Origin of the sequence: Neptunicella marina, from assembly GCF_014270035.1 — a bacterium.
In the GTDB taxonomy this organism is placed as follows: Bacteria; Pseudomonadota; Gammaproteobacteria; order Enterobacterales; family Alteromonadaceae; genus Neptunicella; species Neptunicella marina.
This window is the reverse complement of the sequence record NZ_JACNEP010000001.1, coordinates 130,298-145,631: the sequence shown is the minus strand read 5'-3', so window position 1 is coordinate 145,631 and position 15,334 is coordinate 130,298. Positions and strand designations below refer to the sequence as shown.

Here is a 15,334-nt window from a genome sequence, read left to right as displayed (position 1 = left end):
TGAAAACTAGAACTTCATTTATTCAGTTTTATTTATCATCCCCATCTTTGTCATCATCATCATCGTCTGGTGTTGCAATGGTTGATGCCATGAATACCGGGAGATCAAGCATATCTTTTAGCTGTGTGTTATTTTTTTCAAGTAAAACTTGTTTTAATGTTACATCAATATCCGCGTTTTGAATTGTTTCATTAAATTTGTCATCTGAATTACAACCAGCATCAGATGCGATTTTTTCTAATACACTTACAATAGACATAATATAATTCCTTTAATTGTATGCAATTTCAGGTTTTATCCGAGCGAACTAATGACTCGGACGCCACAGTGATACCTTATTGTTTGCTGAATAGCAATTGTTATTATTGCGCTGCATCTAATGACGTTAGTAAATCCATAACTTGCTGATTTTTAACCAGTTCAACCGCAGGGGGAAGCACAAGTGTTGTGGCTTGAGTTAATTCGGCCGTGAGTAAATCTTTTAACTTGATAACCTCTTTGCGCACGGTATCAATAGGTAAAACGGCTGCTTCATATAATGTAATCAAATGGTCTGCCGGGTAGTGTTGTAGTAACAAATTAATCAACACTTCGCGATATTGCTGCCCGGTTGCGTATCGGGTGAGTTTTCTATCTCCCGCTACAGCCACTTGCCATAAAATAAGGTAGCCAGCAGTATCAACATTACGTTGATAAAACATAAACTGGCTGGTTTCGAAGTGCTGACATCCATATTTACCGGGATCGATGCCTAGATCGGCATATAAACAACTTTCAGCTGAAATGCCTGGCTCCATATATGCAGGTAATTGCTGTGCGTGAGCCTGTTCAATGGCATCATGTGCAACCCGCGCAAATACGCCCGGATGGCCATAAAATGCAGCCACGACTTTTTTACCTGACTTTACCTCTGCAAGTATCGCTTTAACCATTTCTTTGTAGGTTTGGTAGCGGGATTTTCCTTCTGCGTAGTAGGGTTGTAAGCTTCGTACATCCGGGTTCATCTCATTGACCCACATTTCGAACAAGCTGTCTGCAGCTGCACAAAACACTACGTCTGCCTGTTCTATATGACTACGGCAGATAGGGCTGATATGTGCGCCCAGTTTCATGCCTAAACCCACACATACGAGACTTCCCGACATACGACATCCTTTTATTATTTTTATTATCAGCTATGGTCAATTAACACTGATAAACGTATCTTAATCGTTACAACAACGGTATATTTACCTTAAATTATTGCAAGCCAATTACAAGTTGTTATTTCAAAAATTATGTATCCAGTCAACAGGTTAACACCACAACAACTCAGTGCTAAACCCAGTCGTAAACTTATAAATGATGCACTAAAAAGTGAAGAAACCCTTTCCGCCACTTTTATTGGCCAGCACCGGGCTCGAACGGCGCTTGATTTCGGCCTGGGTATCGATGCCAGCGGTTACAATCTGTATGTGATGGGGGAGCCCGCCACCGGCCGTTTTACACTGGTGCATGAATATATCGCCAAACATCTGAGTAATAATGTGACACCGGATGATTGGTGTTATATCAATAATTTTGATGATGAAAGGGTACCTATTGCGATTCGTTTGTCAGCAGGGGAAGCCAAAAAGCTGGCACGAGAAATTGAATACTTAATAGATGAAGTGATCGACACTTTTCCAGCAGCTTATGATAACCCGGGCTACCAGCGTAAAAAGGCGGCGATAAAACGTCAGTTTGACCAAAAATATAATAATGTCATTGATGAGTTAGAGCTGTTTGCCCAGCAACATCAGGTTGCCTTGTACGAAGAAAATAACACCATCAGTTTTTCACCTATCATTGACGGTAAACCGATTAGTGATGAAGACTTCAGTGGCATGGATGACGAACAGCGTCAGCATTTCTATTCGCTTATTGAGCAGCTCGAAAACCGCTTAAATGAACAATTGATTGAGTTACCTAAATGGAAGCGAGAATCTTCAGAGCAATTGCGCCAACTTAAGCGTCAGGAAGCTGAAAGTGGCATCAAGCCTTTATTAAAATCCCTGGAACATAAATACGCATCAGAGCTGGGTATTGTTAAGTTTTTGCATCAGTTAAAACCGGATTTAATTGATACCGTCATTGATTTACTGGGTGAAGATAAAAAAGAAGATAAACAGGATGAGCTGACCAAGTCGGACAAAAAGCAAATTCTTGAGCAGCAATACAGCCCTAATATTCTGGTTAACCATGATGTGGATGATGGCGCGCCGATTGTTTATGAAGCGAACCCAACCTATCAAAACTTATTTGGCCGCATTGAATACTCCAGCCAGCAAGGGTCCGTTTACACTAATTACCGCATGATACGACCAGGTGCCTTACATCGTGCCAATGGCGGATACTTGCTACTGGATATGGATAAAGTCATCCAGCAATCCTATGTTTGGGAAACACTAAAGCTTGCTTTAAAACGTGGCGAAATGAAAATGGAGTTACCCCAGCAGGATGTGGGCATGGTGAATTCCATGACGCTAGAGCCACAAGCTATCCCTATAAAAGTAAAAGTGGTCTTAATGGGGTCGCGTGATCTTTATTACTCTTTACAAGACTACGATGATGAATTTGATGAGTTATTCAGGGTGCTGGTGGATTTTGACCATGAAATTCCTTTGGATAAGCCAACCTTGTTTGATTTTGTCGGTAAAGTACGGAATCAGGTTAAGCAAATCGGATTAAAAACAATCTCCAGCAAAGCTATGTATCGTCTGGTGGAATATGGTTTGCGTCAGGCCGAACATCAGCATCGCTTATCGGCAAGATTTGCCGATATTATCGAGTTGCTTAATGAAGCCCGTTATTTTTGCCTGCAAAGCAAACAATTAGAACTCGACGTACAACACCTAGAAGCGGCTTTAGCGGCTAAAACCTTGCGCAGTGGAAGAATCAGTCAGTCTTTATTAGATGATATTAAAGAAGGGCAGATTCTGATCGCTACCCAGGGGGACGCCGTGGGTAAGGTAAACGGCTTAACCGTGCTTGAAATCGGTGACAGTGTATTTGGTACGCCGGCCAGAATCACCTCTACTGTTTATGCGGGCTCCAATGGCGTCATTGATATTGAGCGTGAAGTGGATTTAGGTAAATCCATCCACTCAAAAGGCGTTATGTTACTTAGTGGTTATCTGGGCTTTAAATATGCGCAGTTATTTCCATTAACTTTATCCGCCAATATCGCACTGGAACAATCCTACGGTCATATTGATGGTGACAGTGCCTCATTAGGCGAACTCATTGCCTTGTTATCAGCATTAACCGACATTCCGGTTAATCAGGGCATGGCAGTGACTGGTTCGATTAACCAATATGGTGAGGTGCAAAGTATTGGTGGCGTAAATGAAAAAATTGAAGGATTTTTTAAACTGTGTGAGCATCGTGGTTTAACCGGTAAACAGGGGGTGATTATTCCACGCTCTAATCAGGTAAACTTAATGCTGGATACCAATGTTATTCAGGCTGTTAAAAAACAGCAGTTTCATATCTATGCTGTGGATACAGTTGATCAGGCGCTGGAGATAATGATGGGTCGTGAAGCCGGTCAGTTATCTTCCCGGGGCCGATATCCTAAAGGTTCAATTAATTATCTGGCAATCAGTCGTTTGTTAAATATTGCCAATATTGTTAACGGTGCGGATGACGAATAATGGTTACTCCGCTCGTTTCTTTTGCTGGTAATACACAAGCAATAACAGGATTAAACATAAAGTGAAGGGCAGGCTGTTACCTAATAAGCGGTAAGGCGTCATGCTTTTCACATGTTCAAGCGTTGCAGTAATGCTGGCTTCCTGATACTGCGGTGCTTGAATGATAAATTCGCCTTTATGATCCACCAGCGCCGTGATGCCATTGTTGGTGGAGCGTATCAAAGGTAACGCAAACTCTTTAGCTCGTACCCTGGCGATTTCCATATGTTGGGCAGGTCCATGTGAGTCGGCAAACCAGGCGTCGTTGCTCAGGGTAATGATAAAGTCGGTATTGTCCTGCAGATTGGCGCGTACCTGATCGGCAAATACAATTTCATAACACAACGCGGAATCCAGGAAATAGCCATTAGCTTCTAAATTGGGTTGAATATAGTCGCCACGCGAAAACGATGACATGGGCAAATCAAATAGTGGGGCTATGCCACGCAACCAGCTCTCGAAAGGAATAAATTCACCAATCGGTAATAAATGGTGTTTGGCGTAACGATTGTCATGATTGTATTGATAATGTCCTTCAGTATCATCGGCGTTGCGTTTGCCCAAAACTATCATGCCGTTGTATGCCTGACGACTCTCAAAATTGTAATTTAAGATTCCTGTAATTAACGCCGTATTACTATCTGCAGCGGTTTGATTCAGTTGCTTTAAATATTCCTGCGACAGAGGTTCTAGTTTAGGAATGGCCGCCTCTGGCCAAATGATGATGTCACTCTGCGCCCACAAATGCTCACTCATGTGCTGATATTTCTGCATGGTGGGTAGGTCATTTTCCGGCACCCAGCGCAGGCTTTGGGCTATATTGCCTTGAACCAGACTGACTCGTGCTGGTTTTAAGGTTTCGCTTACCCAGTTGTATTGATTTAACGTCCAGCCAGCAAGCAAACTAACCACTAAGACTATTAGGCTATTTTTATAACGCTTTTGAATAATCGACTGGCCAATAAAACTGCCTATCAGGATAAGCAATGCGCTAACGCCAAATTCTCCCAGCACAGGTAGCCAGCCAGCAAGTGGGCCATCAATTTGGCTGTAACCTAACGATAACCACGGAAATCCGGTAAATACATGCGCCCGTAACCATTCACATATTAACCACACACCGGGCGCTGCCAGTGGCCAGTAGGCTTTTTTCACATATCGATTTAATAAATAAGTAAATAGAGCTGGGTAGAGCGCAAGATAAGCGCTAAGTAATAACATGAGCGCCAGTGAACCAATAAGTGGAATGCCGCCATATTGATCAATACTAACATGTACCCAGCTTATACCGGCGCCAAACCAGCCTAAACCGAAAAACCAACCGAGTTGCGTTTTGCTTTGGGTCGAGGAATTTAACAGAACAAAAAACAGCGAGACAAACACCAGGCTGAGATACCATTGGGAGTAGGGCGCATAACTTAGGGTCAGGCCTGCCCCTAACAGTATCGACAGCAGTTTGTGCATTATTTTCCGTATTTATTTATTCGTTAGGAGAATCGTTTTCTGACTCTTTAGGAACACTGACTTTTAACTGAATTAAACGACGTTTATCTGCATTCGCAACACGGAATTCAAAGCCGTTAATCGATATTTCTTCATTACGCTCCGGCATATGGCCAAAGGCATTGAGTACAATACCGCCAATGGTGTCGGCTTCTTCTTCATCAAATTCAGTATTAAAGAACTGATTAAAGTCTTCTACTTCCGTTAACGCTTTGACTAAAAACGTATTTTTATTCAGAGGACGGATATCTTCAGCGTGGCTTTCATCTTCGTCGTGTTCATCTTCGATTTCGCCGACAATTTCTTCGAGGATATCTTCGATGGTCACTAATCCTGATACGCCACCGTATTCATCCACCACAATCGCCATGTGATAGCGCTTTTGACGAAATTCTTTGAGTAGAACATCCACTCGTTTGCTTTCTGGCACAATCACAGCAGGACGCAAAATGTCTTTTAGAACCACTTCTGAACTGGATGAAAACATATATTGCAGTAAATCTTTGGCCAGCAATATGCCTTCAATGTGATCTTTGTCTTCACTGATAATCGGGAAACGGGAATGAGCCGATTCGAGCAGAGTAGGCAGAAAATCTTCTACGCTGTCGTTGATATTGATGGTTACGATTTGTGCACGTGGGATCATGATGTCCCGTACTTTCATATCTGCAACATCCAGTACACCTTCAATCATTTCGCGTGTACCTGGGTTGATCACTTCGCGTTGTTCTGCGTCGTTAATTATCTCAACCAGTTGCTCTCTGTTTTGCGGTTCCCCGGTGAAGGTCTGTACAAATTTGTCCAGCCAGCCACGTGAAGAACCGTTACTAGAGTGGGGGTTGTCGTCGCTCATAAAGTCCTGATTTTTATCTTTTTACTTAGCTAACGTTTATTTTATCTGAATTATATAAAAGCTTTTTTACACATTTTCAAATAGGCGAAAGGTTATGATTCCTTAATTTGATAGGGATCGTCAATTGCTAATTTGTCTAAAATGCGTATTTCCAGTGTTTCCATTTCCTGTGCGTCCTCGTCATCTATGTGATCGTAGCCCAGTAAATGCAGAGTTCCATGAGTGATCATATGCGCCCAGTGGTCCCAAAGTTTCTTTTTTTGCTGGCTGGCTTCAAGCGCCACCACTTGTGCACATACGACTAAATCACCGAGCAAATTAATCTCAATGCCAGGTGGCGCCTCAAAAGGGAACGACAATACATTGGTCGGTTTTTCTTTACCACGATAAGTGTGATTCAGATGCTGACTTTCGTCTTCATCGACTACCCGGATAGTTAATTCCGCATCACTAATATTCAGATGCGCTAAACAGTTATCTACCCAGGTTTGAAATTGTTGTGTGTCAGGTATATCGCTAAAACGTGATGCCAGTTGCAAATCGATCAGGTTACTCACTTATTGTCATTTTCCTGTTGTTTTTGCTTTTCAACCATACGGTCATGATTTTCGTAGGCTTGTACAATACGCGCCACAACTGGATGACGTACGACATCGTTAGCATTAAAGAAGTTAAACGAAATGTCTTTAACATCCTGCAGTACCTCGATAACGTGACGTAAACCAGAGCGCACACCACGAGGTAAATCGACCTGGGTAATATCACCGGTAATCACCGCCTTAGAATTAAAACCAATACGGGTCAGGAACATTTTCATTTGTTCAACCGTGGTATTCTGGCTTTCATCTAAGATGATAAAGGCATCGTTTAAGGTACGTCCGCGCATGTAAGCCAGTGGCGCAACTTCAATCACATTACGCTCAATCAGTTTTTCCACTTTTTCAAAGCCCAGCATTTCGAACAATGCGTCGTATAAAGGGCGAAGATACGGATCCACTTTTTGCGATAAATCACCGGGTAAGAACCCCAGTTTTTCGCCGGCTTCTACCGCAGGGCGAGTTAAAAGAATACGACGAATTTCCTGACGTTCCAGCGCATCGACAGCGCAGGCAACGGCTAAATAGGTTTTACCTGTGCCCGCAGGGCCAATGCCAAAGGTAATATCGTGATTAACAATATTTTTAACGTACTGTGACTGATTGGTATTGCGTGGTTTGATAATGCCGCGCTTGGTTTTAATATGGACTTCTTTGCCATATTTACCGGATTCTGCCTTTTCCAGACATTTAGCTTCCTGAATCGCAAGGTGGACTTTTTCCGGTTCTAAATCCGGGATCTTGCCTTTAACCGGCTGTGTTTCAATGTACAGTAACTTAAGCAATTCAATCACAGCATTGGCTTGTTGTGATTCGCCTAATACCCGGAACTCATTTGCCCGGTAGCTTATTTCGACGCCTAAACGACGTTCAATCTGCTTTAAATTGTCATCCAGTGGACCACATAAAGAGGATAAACGTTTGTTATCACTGGGCTCTAAAACAATATCGTTACTGACTAGCTGGTTTGACAAGTTGTCACTCTCCTTACTGAGGAATAAATTGGCCTACACCCAGTTCATTGGGTTGTGCGGCCGCTTGTTTGGTTAAAATTTGTTGTGGTGCAGTATTCACCCGCAGGTCCATTTCTTTCTCGGTGCGTAATACATCGCCACGCAACGAGTTGCTGTATACGTCGGTAATTTTCACATCAACAAACTGACCAATCATATCCGGTGTACCTTCAAAGTTAACCACGCGGTTATTTTCGGTACGACCACTGAGTTCCATTGGGTTCTTTTTCGATGGGCCTTCAACCAGAATACGTTGTTCTGTATCTAACATGTTACGCGCAATGCGCAATGCTTGTTGATTGATGCGTTGTTGCAATAATTGCAGACGTTGTTTTTTGGTTTCTTCCGTCACATCATCTGGCAAATCTGCCGCCGGCGTACCAGGGCGTGCCGAGTAGATAAAGCTGAAGCTCAAATCGAAATCGATTTGCTGAATTAGATTCATGGTGGCTTCGAAATCATCGTCGCTTTCGCCAGGGAAGCCGATAATAAAGTCAGAAGACATGCACAAATTAGGACGAATCTTTTTCAGTTTGCGAATTTTTGATTTGTATTCAATTGCCGTATGGCCACGTTTCATCAGGTTCAAAATGCGGTCAGAGCCGCTTTGCACCGGCAAGTGAAGATGATCTACCAATTCCGGGATGTTGGCATAAGCCTCAATAATATCGTCGGTAAATTCAACCGGATGTGAGGTGGTGTAACGGATACGGTCGATACCATCAATCGCAGCAACCAGTTCCAATAACTCTGCAAACGTTGTGATACTGCCGTCGTCGTTTTTGCCACGAAAGGCATTTACGTTTTGACCTAATAAATTTACTTCTCGCACGCCTTGTTCGGCTAACTGCGCAATTTCATAGATAACATCGTCCGCCGGACGGCTCACTTCTTCGCCACGTGTATAAGGTACAACGCAGAACGTACAGTACTTAGAACAGCCTTCCATAATCGACACAAAGGCAGAGGGGCCTTCCGCTCTTGGTTCTGGCAGGCGATCAAACTTCTCAATTTCCGGAAAACTGACGTCTACCACAGGTGATTTATCACTCTGAACACTGTTGATCATTTCCGGTAAACGGTGCAGAGTTTGCGGACCAAAAACGATATCCACAAATGGTGCGCGTTGGCGAATGGTGTCACCTTCCTGAGAAGCCACACAACCACCCACACCAATAATTAAATCGGGTTTGTCATGTTTTAATGTTTTCCAGCGACCGAGCTGATGAAACACTTTTTCCTGTGCTTTTTCACGAATCGAGCAGGTGTTAAGTAAAATTACATCCGCATCTTCAGCTTCTTCAGCCAGCTGATAACCATGGGTAGAATCCAGTAGATCGGCCATTTTCTCCGAGTCATACTCATTCATCTGACAGCCCCAGGTTTTTATAAAAAGTTTTTTAGTCATTCGGAAATTTTCAATACACAGTCAACAACAAAATAGCCGCGAATTTTAACGTTTTTTCAGCAGTTGTGCCAGCGTCAGTTTATGCTTGTTGTATCTTGCTATTTATTATTCGCATTGCGTGTTGTGGCTGGTTAGAATGGCAAGCTCAACGATAAGTGATGTAAACCTCTGTTAGGTCTGTTTAATTTCAATTAACCCTTGAGCTAAAACAAATTATGCAAGGTGAAAATACATTAAGGTCACACCTAAGTTATCTCAATTGCCAAAGTCGGTTCGTGTGGCAAAGCATGTTTTACAGGAATATGAGTAGTGAGTAATCAGCCTGAAGTTTTTGATGTTATTGTTGCTGGCGGCGGCATGGTCGGTGCAACGACTGCAGTTGGACTGGCAAAATCAGGCTTGAACGTTGCTGTTATCGAAAAACACATACCCGCTGATTTCGATGCCAAACAGCCACCGGATTTACGTTTATCGGCTATTAGTATTGGCTCTGAATTGCTGTTACGTGAATTAGGTATTTGGCACCATGTTGAGCAAATGCGTTTATGTCCTTATAAACGTTTAGCTGTGTGGGAACAAGGCAGTACACGTACCGAATTTACCAGTGATGATGTATCACAACCGCACCTTGGACATTTAATTGAAAATCGTTTAATTCAGCTGGCTGCGCTTGCAGAATTGCAGACTTACGAAAATGCCAGTTTGCTGATTGAGCCTGATATAAACATCCTGAATTATCAGGATGAGGTGCGCGTTTCTGTCTCTGGTGGTAAACAACTCAAGGCTAATTGGTTGATTGGCGCCGATGGTGCAAATTCGGCCGTTCGACAACAAGTTGGTATTGGTTGTACTGGCTGGCAATACCAGCAGCAGGCGCTTGGCATCATTATTAATACTCATAAGGCTCAACAGGATATTACCTGGCAGCAATTTACCCCCAATGGCCCACTTGCGTTTTTACCTATGTATGATGGTTTTGCCAGTCTGGTGTGGTACCACAACGCGGATGCGATTAAAAAGCTTGCTGCGATGAGTAGCGCGTCCCTTAAAAATCAGGTTCAGCAATATTTTCCGAAAGAGTTGGGCGATTTCGACATTCTCGATAAGGCATCGTTTGTACTCACTCGTAGTCATGCGCAGCAATATTTTTCCCATCGCGCGGTTTTGTTAGGTGATGCGGCACATACGATAAATCCCTTAGCCGGGCAGGGGGTTAATCTAGGTTTTAAAGATGTGAAGAGTTTACTGGAATTATTGAGTGAAAAGGGGCTTGTGCAAAACCAGTCAGATATCGAGCGTTTATTTACTCAATATCAAGGTGCTCGTCGTAAAGATAATTTATTGATGAGCGCTGGCATGGACTTTATTTATAAAAGCTTTAACAATCATCATTCGCCGGTTAAAACGCTGCGTCAATTAGCACTAACGGCCTCTGAAAATATTAAACCACTTAAGAAAACACTGACTAAATACGCGCTTGGACTTTAAATTTTAAAGGTGGCTGATATATCGCCTAAAATTAATAAAGGCCTCAAATGAGGCCTTTATTGGTGAAGTTGTTATTGGTCGTTACCAAATACCTTTTTCGGTAGAGCCCTGAATAGGACACTGGCCATCTTTGTATTCAGGTAATTCGTTTTTATCCCGACTGTTAAAGTAGTCTTTGGTAATTGAAACGATGGTGGGTGTCAGCCAAACAATGGCGATGACGTTAATCACTGTCATTAAACCCAAAGCAACATCAGCCATAACCCATACACGAGGTAATGATGCGGACGATCCCCAAAGCACCATAATTAAATAGGCAGCGGTAAACGCAATGCGTCCAATTTTATTGTCCATTTTGAACATATGCAGGTTTGACTCTGCATAGGCATAGTTGGCTACCACTGAGCTAAACGAAAATAGACAAATCGCGGCAGCAACAAAATCGGTGCCACCGGCGCCGATGTGATAGTTCATGGCATCTTGTGTCATGCGAATGCCTTCCATTTGCTCTTCCGCGCCGCCGCCAGCGAGTAAAATGATAAAAGCAGTACAACTACATAAAACGATGGTGTCGATAAATACACCCAGCATCTGAACCATACCCTGGGAAACAGGATGATTAGGGTAGGGGGTTGCTGCTGCAGCAGCTTGAGGTACGCTTCCCGAACCTGCTTCATTCGAATACAACCCTCGCTTAACACCGTGTTGAATCGCTGCACCTAAACTGCCACCTGCGGCTTCATTCAAACCAAAAGCAGAGCTGATAATGTTGTAAAACACGTCAGGAATAGCCTGGATATTCCACAGCGTAATCGCAATGGTAACCAGCACATAACCAAGTCCCATAAAAGGCACGATTACTTGTGAAAAATTAGCGATACTTTTTAAGCCTCCGACCACGATGGCACCTGCCACGATACATATCACCAGTCCTGAATAAAATGGCGGGATATTGTAGGCATGATTTAACGCATCGGTAATGGAATTGGCTTGTACTGAACTGAAAATCAACCCATAACCCAGAAAAATACAAACTGAAAATGCGATTGCCAGCCATTTTTTGTTGAGGCCTTGCTGGATGTAATAAGCTGGGCCACCACGAAACTCGCCATGATCATCACGAATTTTATAAAGCTGGCCAAGAGCACTTTCAGCAAACCCAATCGACATGCCCAGTAGCGCGATTACCCACATCCAGAATATGGCACCGGGACCACCGACTGAAATGGCTACAGCAACACCAGCAAGGTTACCTGTGCCAACACGTGCAGACAAACTGGTACATAAGGCGCCAAATGAACTAATGCCGGATTTATTACCATGTGTGCTGCCACGCATCACACTAAACATATGGCCAAAGTATTTAAACTGAATAAAACCCAAACGGGCAGTAAACCAGAAACCCGTGGCAACCAGTAAAACAAGTAATACGTAATAGTCCCACAGGAAAGTGTTAATTATCTGGAAGAATTGATCGAGCAAAGCAGATCCTTATAGCGCTGTTATTGTTCTAGTTAAGCGATAATGTCTTTTGCAGCGGCAGCTGTCCAGTGCCAATTCGACTAGAAGGGAGATTTAGCCGTTGATTGGTTTATTTGAGATGGCACAAACAAAAACGCCCGCATAGGCGGGCGTTTTTGTCTTTTTATTGGCTGGGGTAGCTGGATTCGAACCAACGCATGGCGGGATCAAAACCCGCTGCCTTACCGCTTGGCTATACCCCAATAAAAAGGGCTGATAAAAATTATGTCATCTGAGTAGCCATAATTTTATATCAAAAATAATGGCTGGGGTAGCTGGATTCGAACCAACGCATGGCGGGATCAAAACCCGCTGCCTTACCGCTTGGCTATACCCCAGCAGATGGTGCGGAAGGAGAGACTTGAACTCTCACGCCGTGAAGCACTGGAACCTAAATCCAGCGTGTCTACCAATTTCACCACTTCCGCATAAATTGTAAAACTCGAATGGTGGCTACGGCGAGATTTGAACTTGCGACCCCATCATTATGAGTGATGTGCTCTAACCAACTGAGCTACGTAGCCTCCGAGTGGCGCGTATTATGCTTATCCACCTATTCATCGTCAACCCCTTTTTTACGCTTTAATGAATGACTGATGACTATCTAGACAAAAAAGAGAAAAAATGAGCATGCATGCATGTTTCATGTCCAAGTTTACGCAATTTAAATTCAGATTTCTTAAAAAATAATGGCTCCACACATCAAAACGTAGACAGATATTTTAATGTGAAACCAGGATATTTAAGCGTTTCATACTATAAAAAAGCCCGCATTACGCGGGCTTTTTTATAACATCAACGTTTTACATCAAACGTTAAAACGGAAGTGAATCACATCACCGTCCTTTACAATGTAATCTTTTCCTTCTAAACGCCATTTTCCGGCGTCTTTCGCGCCTTGTTCACCATTAAATTCAACATAGTGGTCGTAACCTACAATTTCGGCGCGGATAAAGCCTTTTTCAAAGTCGGTGTGAATTTTCCCGGCTGCCTGTGGTGCGGTTGAGCCTTCAGGGAAGGTCCATGCACGAACTTCTTTAACACCTGCGGTAAAATAGGTTTTAAGATTTAATAAATCGTAACCTGCACGAATTACACGGTTTAAACCTGGCTCTTCCAGCCCCATTTCATCCAGAAATTCTGCTTTATCCGTATCATCCAGTTCTGCAATTTCAGACTCTATTGCTGCGCATACGGCAACCACAACTGCGTTTTCTTTCTCTGCAATGGCTTTTACTGTGTCAAGATGTGGATTATTTTCAAAGCCGTCTTCATTCACGTTAGCGATATACATAACCGGTTTAAGGGTTAACAGGTTCATGTAACTGATTAAGGCTTTTTCTTCTTTAGATAAATCCAATGCGCGTAACAAGTGACCCTGATTTAATTCCGGTACCAGCTTTTCCAGTACTTTTAATTCGGCTTTTGCATCGGCATCGCCACCTTTAGCGCGTTTGCCAACACGAATTATCGCTTTTTCAACACTGTCTAAATCAGCTAAGGCTAATTCGGTATCGATAACTTCTATATCACCTTTAGGATTCACTTCACCGGCAACGTGAACAATATTTTCGTTTTCGAAACAACGTACAACATGACCAATGGCTTCCGTTTCGCGGATATTGGCTAAAAATTTATTACCTAAACCTTCGCCTTTTGACGCACCTGCAACCAAACCTGCAATATCGACAAATTCCATAGTGGTGGGCAGAACCCGTTGGGGATTAACAATCTCTGCCAGTTTATCTAAACGTGTATCCGGAACTGGCACAACGCCGGTATTCGGTTCGATAGTACAAAAAGGGAAGTTGGCCGCTTCGATGCCTGCTTTGGTTAATGCGTTGAACAGGGTAGATTTTCCAACATTCGGCAATCCGACAATGCCACATTTAAAACCCATTTTGTTGTCCTCGTAAAATCGAATAGAGTGATTATTCAGCTTTGAAACTGTGCAAGCGATTCATGGCTTTGGTTAAGCCATCTTTAAACAGAATATCAGTGCAACGCACTGCTTCATCAATTGCTGCATCAATTTTTTGTTGATCCTGTGCTGAGGCTTTACCTAACACATGACCTGTTACTTTGTTTTTATCGCCCGGATGGTCAATGCCAATTCGCAAGCGATGAAAATTTTTATTGTTTGCCATTTTGGCAACAATATCGCGAATACCATTTTGACTTGAGCTGCCACCCGTTTTAAATTTCGCCACTCCTGCAGGTAAATCCAGTTCATCAAATGCTACCAAAATATTTTCAGCAGGAATTCGATAAAAGTTCGCCAGTTTCGATACTGCCTGTCCACTTAAATTCATATAGGTGGTGGGGATCATTAATCTGACTTCTTTGCCCTGAATAAAAACACGGGCTGTACGTGCCAGGAATTTGTTTTCTATGGTGAGGGGAGCGTTATGAATGCGGGCCAGTTCTTCAACGAACCATGAGCCGGCATTGTGTCTGGTATGTTGGTATTCGGGGCCTGGATTACCCAGGCCCACAATAAGTTGTATCTCAGACAAAAGAGATGCCTTTAAACTTATTCTTCAGAGGTTTCTTCTTCCGCTTCTTCAGAAGCAGCGCCACCTTTGGCTAACTTAACTGTTACAACTGCTAAATCGTGAGATTCACCTTTAGCCAGTTCAGTTAAACTAACGCCTTTAGGTAGTTTGATATCTGACAAGTGCAGCGTTTGACCTAATTCGATATCCATTAAATCAACTTCAAGGAACTCAGGCAGATCCGCTGGCAAACATGATATTTCTACGTCAGCCATATGGTGTTCTGCGTGACCACCGTGAGTTTTAATCGCTGGCGCAGATGCTTCATTGATGAAGTGCAATGGAACTTGAGTTGTTACTGCTTGAGATGCATCAACACGTAAGAAATCGATATGAGTTACTTTTGGCTTGTATGCGTGACGTTGCATATCTTTAACCAAAGCTTCTACTTTTTCACCGCCAATATTTAAAGTTAATACGTGGCTGTAAAAGGCTTCGAAATCCTGTGCCTGAATGACTTTGTCGTGATCCAGAGTTAATGCAACAGGGTCTTTACCTGCACCGTATAAAATAGCTGGTACTTTATTTTCGTGACGTAGGCGGCGGCTCGCACCTTTCCCTAAATCTGTACGAACTTCAGCATCCAGATTAAAAATAGCTTCAGACATAATTTACTCCAATAAAATAAAGATAGTGCATTTTTGCGACCAAAATGCACTCGGTCCCCTAAAAAGGGCGGCGAAT

Annotated in this window: 13 protein-coding genes and 4 tRNA genes; 2 read left to right on the top strand and 15 right to left on the bottom strand. The window is 43.0% G+C overall.

Annotated elements, in window-relative coordinates:
- Window positions 1-28: 28 nt before the first annotated feature.
- Together H8B19_RS00700 and H8B19_RS00695 are read right to left on the bottom strand one after the other, a co-directional pair.
- The gene (locus tag H8B19_RS00700) at window positions 29-259 is read right to left on the bottom strand and encodes a hypothetical protein (RefSeq protein WP_186504857.1); all 231 of its coding nucleotides are present in this window, start codon (window positions 257-259) and stop codon (window positions 29-31) included.
- A gap of 103 nt (window positions 260-362) precedes the next feature.
- Window positions 363-1,145, bottom strand: a complete 783-nt coding sequence (locus H8B19_RS00695; RefSeq protein WP_186504856.1) for an SAM-dependent methyltransferase — start codon at window positions 1,143-1,145, stop codon at window positions 363-365.
- Window positions 1,146-1,277: 132 nt separating this feature from the next.
- On the opposite strand from H8B19_RS00695, the gene H8B19_RS00690 reads away from it, so the two are divergent.
- Window positions 1,278-3,674: a Lon protease family protein gene (locus tag H8B19_RS00690; protein ID WP_186504855.1), complete on the top strand. Its 2,397-nt coding sequence runs from the start codon at window positions 1,278-1,280 to the stop codon at window positions 3,672-3,674.
- A gap of 3 nt (window positions 3,675-3,677) precedes the next feature.
- Here the strand turns inward: H8B19_RS00690 and lnt are convergent, their stop codons facing one another.
- From lnt to miaB, 5 genes are all read right to left on the bottom strand, one after another.
- Window positions 3,678-5,177: an apolipoprotein N-acyltransferase gene (gene lnt, locus H8B19_RS00685; protein WP_186504854.1), complete on the bottom strand. Its 1,500-nt coding sequence runs from the start codon at window positions 5,175-5,177 to the stop codon at window positions 3,678-3,680.
- 16 nt (window positions 5,178-5,193) lie between these two features.
- Entirely contained in the window at window positions 5,194-6,069 is an 876-nt protein-coding gene (gene corC / locus H8B19_RS00680) for a CNNM family magnesium/cobalt transport protein CorC (RefSeq protein WP_186504853.1), read from the bottom strand.
- Window positions 6,070-6,161: 92 nt separating this feature from the next.
- Window positions 6,162-6,626: an rRNA maturation RNase YbeY gene (gene ybeY / locus H8B19_RS00675; protein ID WP_186504852.1), complete on the bottom strand. Its 465-nt coding sequence runs from the start codon at window positions 6,624-6,626 to the stop codon at window positions 6,162-6,164.
- The gene (locus H8B19_RS00670) at window positions 6,623-7,639 is read right to left on the bottom strand and encodes a PhoH family protein (RefSeq protein ID WP_186504851.1); all 1,017 of its coding nucleotides are present in this window, start codon (window positions 7,637-7,639) and stop codon (window positions 6,623-6,625) included. Before H8B19_RS00670 ends, ybeY begins: the two co-directional genes overlap by 4 nt.
- Before the next feature lie 13 nt (window positions 7,640-7,652).
- Window positions 7,653-9,086: a tRNA (N6-isopentenyl adenosine(37)-C2)-methylthiotransferase MiaB gene (gene miaB / locus H8B19_RS00665; protein ID WP_186504850.1), complete on the bottom strand. Its 1,434-nt coding sequence runs from the start codon at window positions 9,084-9,086 to the stop codon at window positions 7,653-7,655.
- A 309-nt stretch (window positions 9,087-9,395) separates the two neighbouring features.
- Between miaB and H8B19_RS00660 the strand changes: the two genes are divergently transcribed.
- Window positions 9,396-10,574: an FAD-dependent oxidoreductase gene (locus H8B19_RS00660; protein ID WP_338401475.1), complete on the top strand. Its 1,179-nt coding sequence runs from the start codon at window positions 9,396-9,398 to the stop codon at window positions 10,572-10,574.
- Between the two features lie 81 nt (window positions 10,575-10,655).
- Here H8B19_RS00660 and H8B19_RS00655 read toward each other — a convergent pair whose 3' ends face one another.
- The 8 genes from H8B19_RS00655 to H8B19_RS00620 all read right to left on the bottom strand — a co-directional run bounded on the left by H8B19_RS00655 (window position 10,656) and on the right by H8B19_RS00620 (window position 15,258).
- Window positions 10,656-12,056: an alanine/glycine:cation symporter family protein gene (locus H8B19_RS00655; protein WP_186504849.1), complete on the bottom strand. Its 1,401-nt coding sequence runs from the start codon at window positions 12,054-12,056 to the stop codon at window positions 10,656-10,658.
- Between the two features lie 167 nt (window positions 12,057-12,223).
- Window positions 12,224-12,298 (bottom strand) — tRNA-Gln (locus H8B19_RS00650).
- Between the two features lie 60 nt (window positions 12,299-12,358).
- Window positions 12,359-12,433, bottom strand: a tRNA-Gln gene (locus H8B19_RS00645).
- 5 nt (window positions 12,434-12,438) lie between these two features.
- Window positions 12,439-12,523 (bottom strand) — tRNA-Leu (locus H8B19_RS00640).
- Window positions 12,524-12,542: 19 nt separating this feature from the next.
- A tRNA-Met gene (locus H8B19_RS00635) sits at window positions 12,543-12,619 on the bottom strand.
- 284 nt (window positions 12,620-12,903) lie between these two features.
- Window positions 12,904-13,995: a redox-regulated ATPase YchF gene (ychF, locus tag H8B19_RS00630; RefSeq protein WP_186504848.1), complete on the bottom strand. Its 1,092-nt coding sequence runs from the start codon at window positions 13,993-13,995 to the stop codon at window positions 12,904-12,906.
- A 31-nt stretch (window positions 13,996-14,026) separates the two neighbouring features.
- A complete protein-coding gene (pth, locus tag H8B19_RS00625) occupies window positions 14,027-14,611 on the bottom strand; it encodes an aminoacyl-tRNA hydrolase (protein WP_186504847.1) in 585 nt (194 codons plus the stop codon).
- A 17-nt stretch (window positions 14,612-14,628) separates the two neighbouring features.
- Entirely contained in the window at window positions 14,629-15,258 is a 630-nt protein-coding gene (locus H8B19_RS00620) for a 50S ribosomal protein L25/general stress protein Ctc (protein ID WP_186504846.1), read from the bottom strand.
- Window positions 15,259-15,334: the final 76 nt, after the last annotated feature.

Bases quoted from the DNA above. Each gene is read 5' to 3' on its own strand.
- H8B19_RS00700 (WP_186504857.1), bottom strand. From the start codon at position 259: ATGTCTATTGTAAGTGTATTAGAAAAAATCGCATCTGATGCTGGTTGT.
- H8B19_RS00695 (WP_186504856.1), bottom strand. From the start codon at position 1,145: ATGTCGGGAAGTCTCGTATGTGTGGGTTTAGGCATGAAACTGGGCGCA.
- H8B19_RS00690 (WP_186504855.1), top strand. From the start codon at position 1,278: ATGTATCCAGTCAACAGGTTAACACCACAACAACTCAGTGCTAAACCC.
- lnt (WP_186504854.1), bottom strand. From the start codon at position 5,177: ATGCACAAACTGCTGTCGATACTGTTAGGGGCAGGCCTGACCCTAAGT.
- corC (WP_186504853.1), bottom strand. From the start codon at position 6,069: ATGAGCGACGACAACCCCCACTCTAGTAACGGTTCTTCACGTGGCTGG.
- miaB (WP_186504850.1), bottom strand. From the start codon at position 9,086: ATGACTAAAAAACTTTTTATAAAAACCTGGGGCTGTCAGATGAATGAG.
- ychF (WP_186504848.1), bottom strand. From the start codon at position 13,995: ATGGGTTTTAAATGTGGCATTGTCGGATTGCCGAATGTTGGAAAATCT.
- H8B19_RS00620 (WP_186504846.1), bottom strand. From the start codon at position 15,258: ATGTCTGAAGCTATTTTTAATCTGGATGCTGAAGTTCGTACAGATTTA.